20 protein-coding genes are annotated in these 16,810 nt (G+C 46.2%); 9 read left to right on the plus strand and 11 right to left on the minus strand.

Annotation, left to right across the window (positions count from 1 at the left end; all coding sequences use genetic code 11):
• The first annotated feature begins 90 nt into the window (after positions 1-90).
• On the plus strand, positions 91-1,251 hold the full coding sequence (locus M1E03_RS15960; protein ID WP_165395396.1) for a M20 family metallopeptidase: 1,161 nt from the start codon (positions 91-93) through the stop codon (positions 1,249-1,251).
• Between the two features lie 27 nt (positions 1,252-1,278).
• On the opposite strand, the gene M1E03_RS15965 is transcribed toward M1E03_RS15960, so the two are convergent.
• The 3 genes from M1E03_RS15965 to M1E03_RS15975 are packed head-to-tail and all read right to left on the minus strand — an operon-like array spanning position 1,279 to position 4,000.
• Entirely contained in the window at positions 1,279-1,992 is a 714-nt protein-coding gene (locus tag M1E03_RS15965) for an EcsC family protein (protein WP_429717299.1), read from the minus strand.
• Between the two features lie 48 nt (positions 1,993-2,040).
• Positions 2,041-3,267 carry an ABC transporter permease gene (locus tag M1E03_RS15970; RefSeq protein ID WP_020450803.1) on the minus strand — a complete coding sequence of 409 codons (1,227 nt, stop codon included), beginning with the start codon at positions 3,265-3,267 and terminating at the stop codon, positions 2,041-2,043.
• On the minus strand, positions 3,260-4,000 hold the full coding sequence (locus M1E03_RS15975; RefSeq protein WP_020450802.1) for an ABC transporter ATP-binding protein: 741 nt from the start codon (positions 3,998-4,000) through the stop codon (positions 3,260-3,262). Before M1E03_RS15975 ends, M1E03_RS15970 begins: the two co-directional genes overlap by 8 nt.
• Before the next feature lie 524 nt (positions 4,001-4,524).
• Here M1E03_RS15975 and M1E03_RS15980 point away from each other — a divergent pair.
• From M1E03_RS15980 to M1E03_RS15990, 3 genes are all read left to right on the plus strand, one after another.
• Complete coding sequence (locus tag M1E03_RS15980; RefSeq protein WP_020450801.1) at positions 4,525-4,944, plus strand: HIT family protein; 420 nt, start codon at positions 4,525-4,527, stop codon at positions 4,942-4,944.
• 198 nt (positions 4,945-5,142) lie between these two features.
• Entirely contained in the window at positions 5,143-6,216 is a 1,074-nt protein-coding gene (gene serC / locus M1E03_RS15985; RefSeq protein ID WP_458110509.1) for a 3-phosphoserine/phosphohydroxythreonine transaminase, read from the plus strand.
• 143 nt (positions 6,217-6,359) lie between these two features.
• Positions 6,360-6,887 carry a tryptophan transporter gene (locus M1E03_RS15990; protein ID WP_020450799.1) on the plus strand — a complete coding sequence of 176 codons (528 nt, stop codon included), beginning with the start codon at positions 6,360-6,362 and terminating at the stop codon, positions 6,885-6,887.
• 92 nt (positions 6,888-6,979) lie between these two features.
• On the opposite strand, the gene M1E03_RS15995 is transcribed toward M1E03_RS15990, so the two are convergent.
• Positions 6,980-7,171 (minus strand): hypothetical protein, encoded by a 192-nt coding sequence (locus M1E03_RS15995; RefSeq protein WP_020450798.1) that lies wholly within the window; start codon positions 7,169-7,171, stop codon positions 6,980-6,982.
• Positions 7,172-7,332: 161 nt separating this feature from the next.
• Here M1E03_RS15995 and M1E03_RS16000 point away from each other — a divergent pair, with 161 nt between their 5' ends.
• On the plus strand, positions 7,333-7,689 hold the full coding sequence (locus tag M1E03_RS16000) for a YtxH domain-containing protein (protein WP_039072586.1): 357 nt from the start codon (positions 7,333-7,335) through the stop codon (positions 7,687-7,689).
• 193 nt (positions 7,690-7,882) lie between these two features.
• Positions 7,883-8,503 (plus strand): HTH-type transcriptional regulator Hpr, encoded by a 621-nt coding sequence (locus M1E03_RS16005; RefSeq protein WP_020450797.1) that lies wholly within the window; start codon positions 7,883-7,885, stop codon positions 8,501-8,503.
• Here the strand turns inward: M1E03_RS16005 and M1E03_RS16010 are convergent.
• A complete protein-coding gene (locus tag M1E03_RS16010) occupies positions 8,500-8,847 on the minus strand; it encodes a YhaI family protein (RefSeq protein ID WP_023856555.1) in 348 nt (115 codons plus the stop codon). The two genes, M1E03_RS16005 and M1E03_RS16010, sit on opposite strands and share 4 nt — an antisense overlap.
• Before the next feature lie 213 nt (positions 8,848-9,060).
• Between M1E03_RS16010 and M1E03_RS16015 the strand changes: the two genes are divergently transcribed.
• Complete coding sequence (locus M1E03_RS16015; RefSeq protein WP_458110510.1) at positions 9,061-9,576, plus strand: DUF3267 domain-containing protein; 516 nt, start codon at positions 9,061-9,063, stop codon at positions 9,574-9,576.
• A 78-nt stretch (positions 9,577-9,654) separates the two neighbouring features.
• Complete coding sequence (locus M1E03_RS16020) at positions 9,655-9,870, plus strand: hypothetical protein (protein ID WP_003180249.1); 216 nt, start codon at positions 9,655-9,657, stop codon at positions 9,868-9,870.
• 54 nt (positions 9,871-9,924) lie between these two features.
• On the opposite strand, the gene M1E03_RS16025 is transcribed toward M1E03_RS16020, so the two are convergent.
• Together M1E03_RS16025 and M1E03_RS16030 are read right to left on the minus strand one after the other, a co-directional pair.
• A complete protein-coding gene (locus tag M1E03_RS16025) occupies positions 9,925-10,023 on the minus strand; it encodes a YjcZ family sporulation protein (protein ID WP_020450794.1) in 99 nt (32 codons plus the stop codon).
• Positions 10,024-10,150: 127 nt separating this feature from the next.
• On the minus strand, positions 10,151-10,237 hold the full coding sequence (locus M1E03_RS16030) for a YjcZ family sporulation protein (RefSeq protein ID WP_003180245.1): 87 nt from the start codon (positions 10,235-10,237) through the stop codon (positions 10,151-10,153).
• A gap of 163 nt (positions 10,238-10,400) precedes the next feature.
• On the opposite strand from M1E03_RS16030, the gene M1E03_RS16035 reads away from it, so the two are divergent.
• Positions 10,401-11,261 (plus strand): peptidylprolyl isomerase, encoded by an 861-nt coding sequence (locus M1E03_RS16035; protein WP_020450793.1) that lies wholly within the window; start codon positions 10,401-10,403, stop codon positions 11,259-11,261.
• A gap of 44 nt (positions 11,262-11,305) precedes the next feature.
• On the opposite strand, the gene M1E03_RS16040 is transcribed toward M1E03_RS16035, so the two are convergent.
• The 4 genes from M1E03_RS16040 to M1E03_RS16055 form a co-directional block, all read right to left on the minus strand.
• Positions 11,306-11,539 carry a sporulation YhaL family protein gene (locus tag M1E03_RS16040; RefSeq protein ID WP_020450792.1) on the minus strand — a complete coding sequence of 78 codons (234 nt, stop codon included), beginning with the start codon at positions 11,537-11,539 and terminating at the stop codon, positions 11,306-11,308.
• Positions 11,540-11,607: 68 nt separating this feature from the next.
• Entirely contained in the window at positions 11,608-12,552 is a 945-nt protein-coding gene (gene yhaM, locus M1E03_RS16045; protein ID WP_020450791.1) for a 3'-5' exoribonuclease YhaM, read from the minus strand.
• 49 nt (positions 12,553-12,601) lie between these two features.
• The gene (locus M1E03_RS16050) at positions 12,602-15,562 is read right to left on the minus strand and encodes an AAA family ATPase (protein WP_458110511.1); all 2,961 of its coding nucleotides are present in this window, start codon (positions 15,560-15,562) and stop codon (positions 12,602-12,604) included.
• A gap of 13 nt (positions 15,563-15,575) precedes the next feature.
• Positions 15,576-16,802: a metallophosphoesterase family protein gene (locus M1E03_RS16055; protein WP_023856551.1), complete on the minus strand. Its 1,227-nt coding sequence runs from the start codon at positions 16,800-16,802 to the stop codon at positions 15,576-15,578.
• Positions 16,803-16,810: the final 8 nt, after the last annotated feature.

Consider the following 16,810-nt stretch of genomic DNA (forward strand, 5'->3'; position numbering starts at 1 on the left):
AACTTGTCATTCCTAAAAGGAGGAATTTTTTTGAGCGCATCCGCATTCATCCGACAAATTAATGAGCAGCTTGATGCACACTACGATGAAATGGTCAAATTGAGGCGTCATTTTCATCAGCACCCGGAGCTTTCTTTTCAAGAAAAGAAAACAGCCGCATTTATCGCTTCTTACTATGAAGCGCTCGGTATTCCTATCCGCACCAATGTCGGCGGGGGCGGAGTTCTCGCGCACATCGAAGGCGGATCGCCCGGCCCCGTCATTGCGCTTCGAGCCGATTTTGACGCGCTGCCCATTCATGATGAAAAAGATGTGCCTTACCGGTCGACGGTGCCGGGAGTGATGCATGCCTGCGGACACGACGGGCACACGGCCACCCTGCTCGTCCTCGCGAAAATTTTGAACGAACATGCCGACCGTTTAAAAGGAAAGATCGTCCTCATCCATCAGCACGCCGAGGAATATTCCCCGGGTGGAGCCAGGCCGATGATTGAAGACGGCTGTCTTGACGGTGTTGACGTGATTTTCGGAACCCATTTGTGGGCTACTGAGCCGACGGGAACCGTTCAATATCGAACAGGACCGATCATGGCCGCTGCGGACCGTTTTACGATTACGATTAAAGGCAAAGGCGGGCATGGCGCACAGCCTCATAAAACAAAAGACGCCGTGTTGATCGGATCGCAGATCGTCGCTTCACTCCAGCAGATTGTCAGCCGCAGGCTCGATCCGACTCAGCCGGCAGTCGTTTCGATAGGTTCATTTGTTGCCGAAAACTCCTTTAATGTAATCGCTGATAAAGCCGTTTTAATCGGGACGGCGCGTTCCTTCAATGATGAAATCCGCACCTTGATTGAAAACGAAATTGAACAGATTGCAAAAGGTATATGCGGCATGCATGGCGCTGACTGTGACTATTCCTTTGAAAGGGGCTATCCGCCTGTCTGCAATCATCCGGAAGAAACGGCTTTTCTCGCAAAAATCGCCAAACAGACAGAAGGCGTCGAAAACGTTGAGGAAAGCGGCATGCAAATGGGCGGGGAAGATTTCGCTTACTACCTAGAGCGCGTCAAAGGGACATTTTTCTTTACAGGCGCCCGTCCTGAAAATCCGGACGCGGTGTTTCCCCACCACCATCCGAAATTCGATCTTGATGAAAAAGCGCTGCTGATCGCAGCCAAGGTGCTGGCAAATGCCGCTGTCTCCTATCAGGAGAAAGAGCAGTCGCTCCGCGAAACGCCTGCAATGTAACAACCGAAAAAGCAAAAAACAGCCGGATCAACAATATCCGGCTGTCTCATGTATCAACCTCATATGGAAAACGTGTCTCGCTGTTTCCCCAAGATGCCCAAGCAGCTTATAGTTAGCCGTTCCGCCTATGACCGCGCCGAAGCCCGGCACAAGCTGAAACAGCTTTACAAGATCGAGATAGTCCCGGTATTCCTGCTGAAATGCCAGCCAATCGATTTCGCGCTTTTCGGTTTCCCAATGTTCAATCATACGGAAAATTTCTTTTCGGTGAGCTTCCCCTGAGAAGGCGAGCTGAAAAATATACAGAAGAAACATCCGCTCTTCTTTTTCCTTGATATCGTATCCGTAAATCGACGCCAATTCAAACAGGCATTTCATTTTGATGCCGAGCAAAAGCGGAAAGTCCGCCAGTCCGAGAAAAATCCCGCCTGCGCCTGTTCCGATCCCTTCAACGGCAGCCGCCTTTTGATACTGGGCGATCGTCTTCTGAGCCAGCTCATCTTTTTCCCTTAGTGAAAGCGTGCCTGTTTTCTTGTCAAAAGTCGTCAAATTCGAGCCGAGCAAAGTGGCCTCGACCATCTTTTTAATGCTTTCTGTTATCGCTTTATGAACTTTGGCGGGAATGCGGGCATTGATTTTCGACTGCACGCCTTTCGACATCCGCTCAGCCATCGACGGCTTTCTGAGAAACTTCATTTTCCAGCGGATCGCTTCCTCCAAATAAAGCTGGTTTTCATTCATGCGCCTCTCACCTCTTCTTTCATCATACTTGCTTAAAAAGAAAAGGATTCATGATCTCTTGGCATTTTTCTTCAATCTGCTGTTGAAATAAGGCTTCAAAATTACAAATATAAGCAATGCGGAGCCGGCCAGTCCGGCAAGCATCCCGGTCCACTGCATCATGGCTCCGGCAACGGCAGACAAAACAAGCGCCTGGACGCTCAGAACAATGTGAAGCAGACCGAAAAAGCTCTTCCGCTTTTCTGCAGCTTTGACGGGATAAAGCTCCTGCAAGGACAAATGTGAAAAATGATCAAACAGCGGCGTCAGCTGAATTCCTGTAATGAATACGGTAAAGACGATGAGCGCCGCAGAAACCCACTCATATGTCGAAAAATAAGCGATGATGATACCAAAAATTGCGGTCAGCCTGACGACGATACCGAAATAGTCGTTTGATCTGATAAAGGCCCTTCCGTACATATATGTAAATGTCCGGCGCTGTTCATACGGAATAAACCGGAGCATCCAATCGAGATATGCTCTTCTTTTCGCCTGCTTTCTAAGATGGGGAACGTCTGTGAATAGGTTCGCAATTCTGTAGAACCGCTGCTTTCTTCTGATTTCGTCTTCAATATGCAGCTCCCATTTAAACGATTTTTTCTTATCGATCATTTTAAAATACACATACAGAGCGGCCATGATCAGGTAGACAGCTGCTGCAAATCCGTATGAAGACGCTAAAGCGAAATAGATCGCGATCGTGTTGAGAAGCAGTCTGACAATCCAGTCGGTGACCCTCATGTTTTTTTCGCCGAAAAACGTCATCCGCCATTGCATCGCTGTGTTCCATCCTTTTAAGACGAGCAGCTGAATCAGCAAGATGAAGTACGCGGAAAATGCCTGGCCGCTCGCTTCAAAATAGAGCGGTGCCAAAGCGAGGGCCGCGGCGGCCAGCGGAAAAAGCTGCGTCAACAAACTGAATCGGAAAGCCTGCTGAAAATACGGCTCCATCTTTGCTTCGAGCGGCAGCAAAAAGACGAGATCCGCTTCTTTAATTAGCGTGCGGACGTATGAGCCTGTCAAAATGAACGAAAAGATGACGGCCATCACCCAATAGGCGGGAAAACCTTCGGGCATCTCTTTCAGCCATTTGCTGTACCAGCTCGCAGCTCCTGCAAGGAAAAAAATCATGACGATGACAAGGTGGTCATTCAGCATGTATTTCAAATATGATCTTGTTTCTTTGACATACTCCTCAATTCTTGTCTTCCAAATCCCCAGAATGCTATTCATAGCTCTCTTCCTTCGTCAGTTCAAGATACAGGTCGTCGAGGCTCGCTTCTTCCATCGAAAACTGCTCTCTGAGCTCATCAAGCGTTCCTTTCGCCCGCACTTCGCCGTTATGAAGAATAATGAAGGAGTCACAATACCGCTCTGCCGTTGCCAAAATATGCGTCGACATCAAAACGGCCGCGCCGTTTTTCTTCGCTTCGTTCATCCGCTCGAGAAGGGCATTGATCGCCAGCGGATCAAGACCGAGAAACGGTTCGTCTATAATGTACAGGTCGGGTTCGACAAGGAAAGCGCACATGATCATAACCTTCTGCTTCATACCTTTTGAAAAATGGGCAGGGAACCATTTCAGGCGCTTCTCCATTCTGAATTCTTTCAAAAGCGGCGGAAGCCTTTTCTCGAACGTTTCCTTCGAAAGGCCGTACGCCATCGCCGTCAGCTCCAAATGCTCCTTCAATGTCAGCTCTTCATATAAAATCGGCGTTTCCGGAATAAACGTAAATTGGGAACGATAGCTTTCCGGATCGTCCATGAACGTTTTGCCGTTCAATTCAACCGATCCTTTGTGCGGTTCCATTAAGCCGATGATATGCCGGATCGTCGTGCTTTTCCCCGCTCCGTTCAAACCGATCAGCCCGACGATCTGCTCCCGTTCAATCGCAAATGAAACATCGCGCAGCACCGGGTTTCTTGTATACCCTCCAGTTAACTCATTAACAGTCAGTAGTGACATACGTTCGTTCCTTTCCTGCATTTTTCTTAATAGTACCAAAAACAAGAATGTATTTGAAACGTTTTCCCTCCCGCTTTTCGGCCTTAAAATAAAACGAATAATCGAATGCGCATCAGGACATTCTAATTCTTGAAGAAGGGAAAGCTTATCAACTCTGGCGAATGAGGTGTTTGTCAAAGACAAAATCGGCAAGAGTTCCTGAGTATGAAACATGTCAAGCTTAGAAATTTCTTTCATCCACTGAATTGAGAAAGCACCTGCTTTATTTGACATCTCCGTCATATAAAAAAGGTGTGACGATCAAATGAGGTGTTTGTCGCAGGAAATGTATAGGCGTTACAAGCTTTCATTTTGACGAAAATGGGGTGCTTGCAAAAGGCAGTTAACGTTTCTTCATTAAAGCGTACCTTCTTCAGGCAGGGTGAACGTTGGAGCCGTTCATCCTGTTTTTCGTGTTTTCGCGCAAATTGTGGTAATATGTTGCTTATACATAACCTTTCCCTGATGGAAAAAGGAGGAAAAGTATGAGCGACTGTATTTTCTGCAAAATCATAAACGGAGAAATCCCTTGTGCAAAGGTATTTGAAAATGAACATGTACTGGCTTTTCTCGACATCAGCCAAGTCACAAAAGGGCATACGCTTGTGATTCCAAAAGTTCATAAAACCAATATTTACGAAATGACACCTGATGTTTCAAGGGAATTTTTTGAAGCGGTTCCGAAAATCGCCCAAGCTATCAAAGACGAATACGAGCCGATCGGCTTAAACCTTCTGAATAACAATGGCGAAAAAGCGGGGCAGTCCGTCTTCCACTATCACATGCACATCATCCCCCGCTACGGCAAAGGAGACGGATTCGGAGCCGTCTGGAAAACACATGCGGACGACTATTCACCGGAAGACTTGCAGAACATTGCAGCTTCCATCAACAAGCACCTGTAATCGAGACATTGTCCAAGGGCGCCGGCAGCTGCCGGCGTCTTTTTTTCGTTCAAAAAAACTCCACATTTATCAGATCGCCCGGCACGACTAAATAGACTTTGTTCTATATTTCACACAATTCAAATTTTTTATGTATAACCGGAACCTTTTGTGATAGGATGGTTTTATATTTTTATACATGAACAGGGAGCGATTGTGATGATACGTACAACGAACTTTAACGCAGGACCGGCAGCACTGCCTTTAGAAGTACTGCAAAAGGCGAAAGACGAATTTCTTGATTTCAACGGTGCGGGGATGTCCGTGATGGAGCTGTCCCACCGCAGCAAAGAGTATGACGCCGTTCATCAAAAAGCGAAAGCTCTGTTAAAGGAACTGATGGACATACCTGATGATTATGAAGTCATGTTTCTGCAAGGCGGAGCAAGCCTTCAGTTCTCAATGATTCCGATGAACTTCCTCTCCAAAGACAAAACGGCGCACTACATAATGACAGGCGCCTGGTCTGAAAAAGCGCTCGCCGAAGCGAAGCTCTTCGGAAACACATCGATCATCGCGTCCAGTAAAGAAAATACGTACAGCTATATTCCCGAAGTACCGGAGATTCCGGCAGACGGTGCTTACCTCCACCTGACTTCCAACAACACGATCTTCGGAACGCAGTGGCAAAAGTTCCCTGACGCTCCGATTCCGGTTGTCGCTGATATGTCCAGCGATATTTTAAGCAGAAAAATCGATGTTTCCCAATTTGACATCATCTATGCCGGCGCTCAGAAAAACCTCGGACCGTCAGGGGTGACCGTTGTCATCATGAAAAAAGACTGGCTCGGCAAAGAAAACGAGCAAGTTGCCAAAATCCTGAAGTACTCAACACATGCCAAAGCGGATTCTCTCTACAATACCCCGCCGACTTTTGCGATTTATATGCTGTCTCTCGTGCTGGAGTGGCTCAAGGAAAAAGGCGGCCTCGATGCCATTGAGAAACGCAATCGAGAAAAGGCCGGTATTTTATACAACGCGATCGACGAAAGCGGCGGATTCTACCGCGGCCATGCGAGAGAAGACAGCCGCTCAAACATGAACGTCACCTTTACGCTCAAAAATGATGAGCTGACAGCATCATTCATCGCAAAGGCAAAGGAAGAAAAAATGTCAGGGCTTGGCGGACACCGTTCGGTCGGAGGCTGCCGCGCTTCGATTTACAATGCCGTATCTGTTGAAGACTGCGAAATGCTGGCAGCCTTTATGAAGAAATTCCACGAAGAAAACTGATGGTTTATCCTGATGATGGAAGATGGCGAAAAAGGCTTCCCCATTCCTTCGAAAGTTTGATATACTACTAGAAAGCTTTCGCAATAAATGACGAGCATATTATTGGAAAGCGTAAAAAGAGCCTAGATGAGGAGAGAATAGACATGAAAACAAAAGAATTAGTGGCTATGGCCCTGTTTGTCGCCATTGGAGCGGCGCTTCACGCTGTGATTCCGCCTTTTTTCTACGGAATGAAGCCGGATATGATGCTGATCATGATGTTTATGGGAATCCTTTTGTTCCCTAGATTGCAAAATGTTCTTGTCATCGGAATCGTGACAGGCGTCATTTCCGCGTTGACGACGGCTTTTCCGGGAGGACAGCTGCCCAACATCATCGACAAACCGCTAACAGCCTTGATGTTCTTCGGCGTATTTCTGCTTGTGAAAAAGCTGAACAGCAAAACGCTTGCCGCCGCCGGATTAACTGCTGCAGGAACGGTTCTTTCCGGAACCATTTTCCTTACGGCTGCGCTGTTCATCGTCGGCCTGCCTGGAAACCAGGGGTTCATTACCCTGTTTTCTGTTGTCGTTTTACCTGCTGCCTTGATCAACACGATCGCCATGGCGGTCATCTTCCCGATCGTGCAGTCGATCATGAAGCGCTCAAGGCTGATTGAACAAGTCAAATAAAACCAGAACCTCTTCTTGAAAAGGGTTATCCTTTTTTTGAAGAGGTTTTTTTTCATTTTGATGGTCAAAAAAAGGGGAATCCGCCCGATATTTTATATAAGAAGCTGAATAAAAAAAAGGAGCAGGAGCGCCAATCCTGCGCTTCCCGTGCAAAAAAGCGCTTTTTGTTTAAGAATGCGTTTCGGCGGGTAAGATGCAGAATATCCGAGAAGCCTTAAATAATAAAAGGAGCCGGCGGTAAACACAGCGCTTAAAATTGTCAAAACAATGATAATGACAGACAACCCTCTCCCTCCTTTTTTTAAAAGTATGCTAAAATAAAGCAAGCTATGCAGAAGTTTCTAAGAAGAGAAACGGATGGCCCGGCTCGAACGCCAGTATCTAATCATGAGAAGACGGGCGCCTGCCAAGCCTGATCTTTAAAAATATAACCGGGGTGATGTACATGTCAAAAGGCCGATCTTTAGCAGCTGGACTGATTGTAGGCGGTGTTATTGGCGGTGTTGCAGCATTGCTGACCGCGCCGACTTCAGGAAAAAACTTGAGAGGACAGCTAAAAGCCAACTGCGGTAAATGGGAAGACACCGTCAAAAGGCTGAAAAACGACGGAATCGCATTAAAAGAGCAATTCGTCAAAACCGCCATAGAAGGCGCGGAAATCATCAAAGACGTCGGCAGCGAACTGCAAACGTCCATCCAGGAATGGCGCGATGAAATCAAACCTCACCAGCAGGACTTAAAAAAGGAAATCGCTGAGATTGAAGAAAAGATAAAACAGCTGGAGAAAACCTTACAAAACTAATATACTCAGCGAAAAAAATGAACCTTAAAAAAGGGGTGTGAATGGAAAATTTTCACGCTCTTTTTTTGGGTAAAATCCTGATTTCACACCGTAAAGCTGGATTTTTTAAAAATTTCGTAAATTTACATCTTTATTAATCTTTATTTTATTGGCATAATAGAAATTATAAGATAAAGAGAAGCAGGTGAAGTGAATGAATCGAGCGGAAGAGCCCTATACGGTGAAAGAAGCCCTTTTATTCAGTCAAAGAATGGCACAGCTTAGCAAGGCGCTTTGGAAGTCAATAGAAAAGGATTGGCAGCAGTGGATTAAACCTTATGATCTGAACATTAACGAGCATCATATTTTGTGGATCGCCTACCAGCTGAACGGTGCATCCATTTCGGAAATCGCCAAGTTCGGCGTCATGCACGTATCCACAGCGTTTAATTTTTCAAAAAAACTTGAGGAAAGAGGTTACCTGGAGTTTTCCAAAAAGTTGAATGACAAACGAAACACTTACATTCAGCTGACTCCGAAAGGTGAAGACGTTTTCCTTAAAATCCTCGAGTCTTACGATCCGACCCGGAATGCCGTCTTAAAAGGCGCTCAGCCCCTTCATCAGCTGTACGGGAAGTTTCCAGAAATCGTCGAGATGATGTCGATCATCCGCCATATTTACGGCGATGATTTCATGGAAATTTTCGAAAAATCGTTTTCAAACATCGAAAGTGAATTTACGAGCGAAGAGGGCAAAATGAAGAAAAAACAAGAAGCAAAAGAAGCCGGGGAATCGATAGAGATGGACAAACCGCTTGAGCCTCTTAAAAACTAAGCCAGATCGTATTGCCTGATAATGCTGATGAATTCGCTCATCAGCGGTTTGTACAGACCCTGTCTGTGAAGGGCGAAAATCGTTTCGTGCACTTCAAGTTTTTCATTTAACTGTCCCGCAAAAAGCGTGAGGAGATGATCGAACATCACATATCCTTGCGCTTTTTGTGCTTCAAGCTCCTTTGAGAGCTCTTCGCACAGCTTTTCCGTTTCCTTTGCTTCTTCCTCTGATAAGCCCTTTTCGATCAACATTTTATAATACGGATACTCTTCCATATCCGCATTGTTCAATAACAGTTTGATGTAATATTCCAGCCGCTCAAGGCGTTGCTCCATAGAGTTCATATTTGTCCCTTCTCTCCCTTTCTCTTATTTTAGCCGATATTCCCTTTTGATGAAAGTTCAACACGGGAGATTTCTGTTCCTTTTACACCCTTCTAAATTCTTTGGAAAATGACGAAATTTTTTTCGAAAAAGGGATTGATTTTTCTCATCCAGAGGAGTAAATTATTCTGAGGATTTCATATAACAGTTTGTTGAAACGGAAGGATGTCATTTATGAGTTGCTGGAAAACCATCAATCTCGTTAAAGATTATGGAGGCATGCGCATCGTGCTTACTGCCGTCAGTTTAATGATTTTATTTTTTATTCCCGAATATTTAGCGATGCAACTGATTCATCCGCAAACTGTTCAGAGAGGCGATCACGCCCTTTTGTTTGCAGGACTATTGGTTGCGGCTATAATTGCCCATAAAATTCTTCATATCTTGCCGTTGATCAGCAAGAAAAAAATAGAAAAAAAGATTTATTGGTTGAAAATGAGAACATGGAGAGAAGTTCCAAAAAACACGATGCTTGCCTCTCTTCTCTGCCCTTTTTTCGTCATCACGCCTGCTTTATTTTACGCGGGGGCTGTGATGCCGAGCTTTGCTCATTATTTCTGCATCATTTCAAGCATTCATTTCGGCTATTGTCTGCCTGATTTTCTGTTTGCCTGGAAACTGATCAAAGCGCCTAAAAACTGCTATGTCGATCAGGAAGCCGACGATTTTGATATTTTAATACAAAAATAATCCAGCCGCTCGGCACTTGGAAAATCCTTTTTTTCAGTCTATTTTCTATCTTTTTTAATAAATATTTGGTAATGTAGTATGGAGCAGAAACAGAGAGGGGGATCTCCTATCATCCTTTTTTATTTCATCTTGTTTGCGGTTTTTACTGTCTTCAACATAAACAAGCTTACAAACTCTTTATGCCTTGTCAGAGAGATTCCTGAAGAACGGCAGGATAAGGTGTTTAGAATGATTAATGTGCTGATCTTAATTTTATTGATCTCATCATTCATTGAGATTTCCTTTACGGTGTAAAGAAAAAAAGGATAGCTGCCGATCGTATTGATCCGGCAGCTATCCTTTTGTTGATTAGCATATCCAAGAAGCACCAATAATAATTAATAAGATGAACAGTACCACAAGCAGCGCAAAGCCGCCAGCGAAACCTCCTGTATAACCGTCGCCCATATTGACACCTCCTCTGCCCCAGTCGTTACATTAGTGTATGCACGAATGTCATGAAACGATTAGGCTATCGTCCAAAAGAAAAGAACCGCCTGAAAAAATGACGGTTCTTTTCTCATTTTCTAAGGTTTTAGTACAGATAAGCTGCACCAACGATGATTAATAAAATGAACAACACGACCAATAAAGCAAAACCGCTTGAGTATCCTCCGCTCATGTTATTGACCTCCTTTTCTTGATCAATATATTTGTATGAGCGGAAAGAAAATTTGACTAGACGGATGCCCCTCTGTTGAAAATCTTTTTACAGCATGTCAGAATATGATATGATACAATTCAAAGGAAAGTTTAAACTGTTATGATTAGGAGTGTTTGCATTTATGAAGAAGATTGCAATTGCGGCGATTACAGCGACAAGTGTGCTGGCTCTCAGCGCATGCAGCGGAGGAGACTCTGAGGTTGTTGCAGAAACAAAAGCTGGAAATATTACAAAAGAAGACCTTTATCAAACATTAAAAGACAATGCCGGAGCGGACGCACTGAACATGCTCGTTCAGCAAAAAGTACTCGATGATAAATACAATGTCTCCGACAAAGAAATCGACAAAAAGCTGAACGAGTACAAAAAGTCGATGGGTGACCAGCTCAACCAGCTCATTGAGCAGAAAGGCGAAGACTTCGTCAAAGAACAGATCAAATACGAACTTCTCATGAAAAAAGCCGCAAAGGATAACATAAAAGTAACCGATGATGACGTAAAAGAATATTATGACGGCCTAAAAGGCAAAATCCACTTGAGCCACATTCTTGTGAAGGAAAAGAAAACGGCTGAAGAAGTTGAGAAAAAGCTGAAAAAAGGCGAAAAATTCGAAGACCTTGCAAAAGAGTATTCAACTGACGGAACAGCCGAAAAAGGCGGCGACCTCGGATGGGTCGGCAAGGAAGATAACATGGACAAGGATTTCGTCAAAGCTGCGTTTGCTTTGAAAACCGGCGAAATCAGCGGCCCTGTGAAATCGCAATTCGGCTATCACATCATTAAGAAAGACGAAGAGCGCGGCAAATATGAAGACATGAAAAAAGATCTCAAAAAAGAGGTCCAAGAACAAAAGCAAAACGATCAAACTGAACTGCAATCTGTTATCGACAAACTTGTCAAAGATGCTGATCTAAAAGTAAAAGACAAAGAGTTGAAAAAACAAGTCGACCAGCGCCAAGCTCAGACAAGCAGCAGCAGCTGACGCCAAAAAAGCTGTCCTCCCCTCGCGGGGCCGGACAGCTTTTTTTATGCGATGGAATGACTGTCAGCCGATTTTTCATGCTGTTCTTGATCTTCATCCAATGAACGCTTCATGCGCTGTGCTTTTTCTTTTTCCATCCGTTCGATATAAATGCGGCCTTCTTTTTCGATAAAAGCCTGATCGATCTTTTCCTCTTCCTTTGCCGTCGTCATCAGCTTATAGGCGCTGAAAATAATGCCGACGATGCAAAGGTACACCCACCACGGAAACAGCAGCACGGCTTTTCCCCCTTTTTTGAATAAACTGTATATCAGACATTATGCAAAAGGGAGACAAGTTATGACGCTTATTTGTGAAAAACAGGCTTGTAAAAGGAACGATTATCCAATGCAAAGACGCGTTCGGTATACTCTCCCGGCTTGACCCGTTCGAGCGCTCTGTCCATCATATTGATCTTCGCGTCAAGGTTGTCGATATAGTGAAGAATTTCCGCTTCCTTGACCATCGGCGGCTTTGGACTGCCCCATTCGGGTTTGCCGTGATGGCTTAAAATCAAATGCTGGAGAATCAGCACTTCTTCTGAATCAATTTGAAGCTCTTCGGCTGCTTTTGCAATTTCTGTCACCATAATCGAAATGTGCCCCAGCAGATTCCCTTCGACAGTATAGGTCGTGGACACCGGTCCGGATAGTTCTTTTACTTTTCCAAGGTCATGCAAAATAACACCTGCGTACAATAGGTCGCGATCGAGCGACGGATACAGGTCTGCGACCGATTTGGCCAGGTTCAGCATGGAGACAACATGGTATGCGAGACCTGATACGAACTCGTGGTGATTTTTCGTCGCAGCTGGATAATCAATGAATTCCTTGCCGTATTTTTTGACGAGGTGCCTCGTGATTCGCTGAATACTCGGGTTTTTCATTTCAAAAATATATTGAGTGACCGCATCCATCATTTCGTTTTTGGGAATCGGTGCAGTCTCAAGAAAGTCATCGATTTTGACATTGTCATTGTCGCCCGCAGGTCTGATGTTTCTCAGCTTCAGCTGATTCCGCCCGCGGTAATGATGAATGTCGCCGACCACTTTCACGATCGTCTGCGGGCCGTAGGTCACTTCGTCCTGCTGTTTGGCGTCCCAAAGCTTCGCTTCTATATCTCCGGACTGATCCTGGAGCATCAGCGTTAAAAACGGTTTCCCATTGCTCGCGATTCCTTTCGTTGACGATTTAATGAGCAAATACAAATCAACCTGCTCGCCAACTTCGTGCAGCATGATACCTTTTGCCATGATAAAGCTCCCTCCGTTTTCCTACATAAAATCATTATAGCACACACTTTTATTTGTTAGTTATACCCTTTACTTCCACGTTTTTCATGACGGGAGGCAGCAGGATCACATCTTCGTCGTGAAAAGCTTCTCTTACATGTTCATGACACGTAAAATACAAGATTTGCTGTTCTTCGCCTGAAAGCTTTTTTAAGATGTTCAGCACTTGTTTAAACCTCTCCTCGTCAAAGTGGACAAAGCTGTCATCCAGCTGGAACGGCAATTTGACTTCCTTTTGATGGGAGAGGGCCAGAGCGAATCGGATCGCTAAATAGAGCTGTTCACAAGTTGCCTGGGACAGTTCGTGGGCGTAAAAAACAGCCCCGTCTTTCCGCATGACCATCATGGATTCATCTGTTTCAGAAAAATAAATTTTTTCGTATTGCCCGGCAGTCAATGGGTTCAGTAATGTTTCAGCCGTTTGTAACAGCTTCGGAAGCCGAACCTTCTTATGTTCATCGATCTTGTTTTTGACCGCCTGCCGGATCAGCTTGACGGCTGCCCACTTTTTGGCCAGTTCGGCGACCCGCTCTTTTTGCATTCCGGTCTGATAGGCGAGCTCGGATACCGCTCCCGATTCCTCAAGTCTGACCAGTTCCGCATGGACATTCGCCGCCTTTTGTCTTTCTTCTGCAAGCTTATTTTCTATACGGGCTCTTTTTTCCTGCGCCTCGGCCAGCTTTCCTTTCAGTTCTGCAAGAGAGTGTTCTGATGCAAGCATGACGGCCTTCTCGTCCTGCCTGCCGAGCTCTCTTTTGAGCTGCCCGAGCCTTGCCGTTAATTCTTTTTTGGCTTGGTCGCGCTTCGCCAGACCGATGAACATCTCACGGCCGTCCGCCCCTGCTTTTTGAAAGAGTTCGCCAATTTGGGATTGGAAGTATTCCGTCTCTTTTGTCAGCTCTTTGATTTGTTCGGCGGTATGCTTTAAAGACACGTCCGCTTCCTGTTTTTGCCGAAGTTTTTCTTTTTGGGAACCAAGCGCGCTTTTCAGTAGAAACACCTGCTCTTGGACGCTTTCGCCAGCGCGGCCGAGAGATGAGACAAGCTTTCTCAATTCCGATTCAAAGGATGCTTTTTTAGCCTGAAGGCGGCTCAGCTCTTGCTCGATATCCCGCTTTTTCAACATTTCCTCTCGGAGTTCCTTGATCAAAGCGTACGCATCGGCTAAAAATGACGGGTCGATTGACAGGTTCAGCTCTCTCAAATAGCGTTCGGTCTTCTCCTGATACGGACGGATATCCTTTTCCCACGCTTCGAACTTCTGAATCGCTCTTTCATATTCCGCTTCTCTCTGTCTGAGCTCTGCTTGTTTTGCGATAAGGAGCTGCCGGGTTTGGTCGTCCTTCCACAGCTCTTCCCTCAAAGCGTTGTCACTCACTCCGTTTTTTGTACCGCTGCGATCAATGTCGTCCAGCTGTTTTTGAATAAAAGCCGATGCCGCGGAAGGCTCGGGCTTTTTTAGAACAACAGCGGCAAATATGAGCAAGATCGGCACGAGTAAAGCGCCCGGGAACCACTCCTTGAAAAAGAGCGCCGCACAAGCTGCCGCAAAAGCAGCACAAAGCGCTACTGCAAAAGCGGTCTTTCTTCTTTTCATCCGAACCTTTTGTTCTTGCTTCAGATAGGACAGCTGAAGGAGCAGCTCTTCCCGCCTTCCGGCATGGCCGCCGGCGGACGCAAGCCGGCTGAGGGTTTCCTCCTTTTGCTTGCGGACATCTTCCGGCATCACTTCATTGCTGAGAGCGGCGTGGGCCTGTTCAGCTTCCTCCAGATCAGCTCTCGCCTGCTCAAAGCGTTCGTCAAGCGACCGTTTCAGTTCACGCAGCTCGATGTATGCCTGAGCGGTTTCCTGCACCTTCCACTCATATTCATACGCGGTGTCCGCATTGAGGATATCGCATTCCTCGATTTTCAGGCGCCCAAGCCCCGCTTGAACCCGTCCGTTAATCTGGTGAAGCTGATCAGTCAAAGACGCGATTTTTTCGGAATACGACTGGTAAAACGGATATGCTTTTAAAAGCTCTTCCGCTTCGTGCTCGAGAAAGTCTTCAGCCGGTGCAAAAGCGGCGGCCCGCTGTTCCAAACGGCGCTTTTTCTCTTCCAGCGCCTTCAGCTGAGCCGCTTTTGGATGCAGGTGGGATTCGAGCTTTTCAAGCTCAAAAAGTCCGCCTTCGGGGAAACGGCTTTCCCCTGAGCCGCCGAAAGATGCGAGCTGCTCTTCCAGCTGGCGTTTTTCCGCGGCTGCCGGCAGAATCTCAATCGCCTGCTCGATTTGTGAGACGAGATGCTCAAGATCTTTTAGCAGTTGTCCGCTGTCCTTTATTGAGGCCTCAGCGCCTTTTTTTTCGTTTAACAGGCGGTGGTAGTCGCCTTCCCGCGCTTTCGCTTTTTTCAAATCTTCGGAAAGCTTTTTTAACCGGTCGAGCTCCTGATTCAGTTCAGGTTTCCGGCCGTTCGGTTTAAACAGCTCTTCCTGCTTTTTCACGAGGCCGGCATCCATCTTTGAAATCGCTTCAGAGCCGAACAGACTCGAAAACAGCAGAAAACGGCCGATTTTGTCGCGGTTGAATTTATGAATTTCCTGAAGGCCGAACACGTCAAATGAATAGATCGCTTTATACAGCTGTCTGTCGACGCCTGACAGCAGCTCATTTAAAAAACCTTCCGGCTTCGTGCTGCCGTCTTCCAGATAAACGGTGACCCGCTCAGGCTTTCCGGCCGTTCGTTCGATCCGGATCTGCCCCAAATCAGGGTGCCCGACCTCAAGCATCCCCCCGTAAATAACGCCCGTTTTCGGCTCATACCGTTTCGTCTTCGGAAAACCGAACAGCACGCTTTCAATAAACGACATGAGCGTCGTTTTCCCGGCTTCATTGAGCCCGTAGACCAAATGCAGATTTGAAGGAGACAGGCGAAATGTCTGATTGGCAAATTTACCGTATCCGTATATATGTATCGCATGTATATTCACCCTGCACCCTCCCTTATCTTTTCAATGTCTTCAGTTCATGAAGCAGCAGTTTTTCCGCCTGCGCGCGAATGTCCCGGAAGTCTTCTTCATGAAACCGCTCTCCGTGCCTTCTAAAGACCGGATGCCGCTCCAAATCGTCAAAAATCAGGCTGAAATCCTGAAATTCCTGCATTTCTTGCAATAGCTCCTGAAAAAAAGCGTCCCGTTCAATTCCAGACAAGGCGGCATCTGTTTGATCTTCGATCGCGGTAAGCCAGATGAACGCGTCTTCCTCCCGCTCTTCTTCATGGAAGATGTCAAGGATCTCGTCCACGATGCCGGCCTGTCCTTCCGCCAAATAAGAGGGTGTTTCTCCTGTCAATACCACCTTGACGCATGCCGGCTTGCCTCTGTTTCTGAAAGATTGAAGGGCATCCTGCATCAGGCTGATCAGCTCTGTCATCTGCTTTGTCTCTGAGATATCGATGCTGGCCGTTTCCCACAGAACATCCGATAAGGCTTTAAATTCGAAGGACAGTTCTCCGCCGCAAACATTGACGAGATAGCAGCCTTTCTCTCCCGTTTCCTTCATGTGCCGCGATTGCGTGTTTCCCGGATAAATCACCGCCGGTTCGGAGGCTGAAATGACCTGTCTTTTATGTATATGGCCAAGCGCCCAGTAATCCATCCGGCCGTTTTTTAAATCTTGAAGGGAAAAAGGACAGTACGGATCATGGCCGCTCTCCCCGGAAAGCGTCCCATGAATCATGCCGATATGCAAGGGCGCGTCGGTCGTTTTTTTGATTTCAGCAGCCTTATTGGCAAAAACAGAGCGCTCGGGATAGCTGTAGCCGTAGATGCTTGCGGCGAGCCGGCCGTCTTTGTAAAACGATTTTTCTTCAATGTCTTCCGACGAGAAAATGTGGACGTTGTCCGGCCAATCAATCGGCGTCCAATCGCCGCCCAGATGATCGTGATTGCCAAAAATCACATAGACTTGGATGTTGTTCTCTTTCAACTTTAAAAATTGCTTTCTCAAAAACATCTGTGCTTTTAAACTGCGGTTTGCTTCGTCGAAAAGATCGCCGGCAAGCAAAATGAAGTCGGCCTCTTCATCAATCGCAAGCTTAAACACATTTTCAGCGCTTTTAAATGTGCTGTTTTTGATCCGCCGGTAAACCTCTTCGGGTAGCCGGCTGATGCCGTGAAACGGACTGTCCAGGTGCAGATCGGCCGCATGAATGAAAGTGATGTTTGTCAATCTTCTGC

Source organism: Bacillus sp. PK6-013, assembly GCF_054161445.1.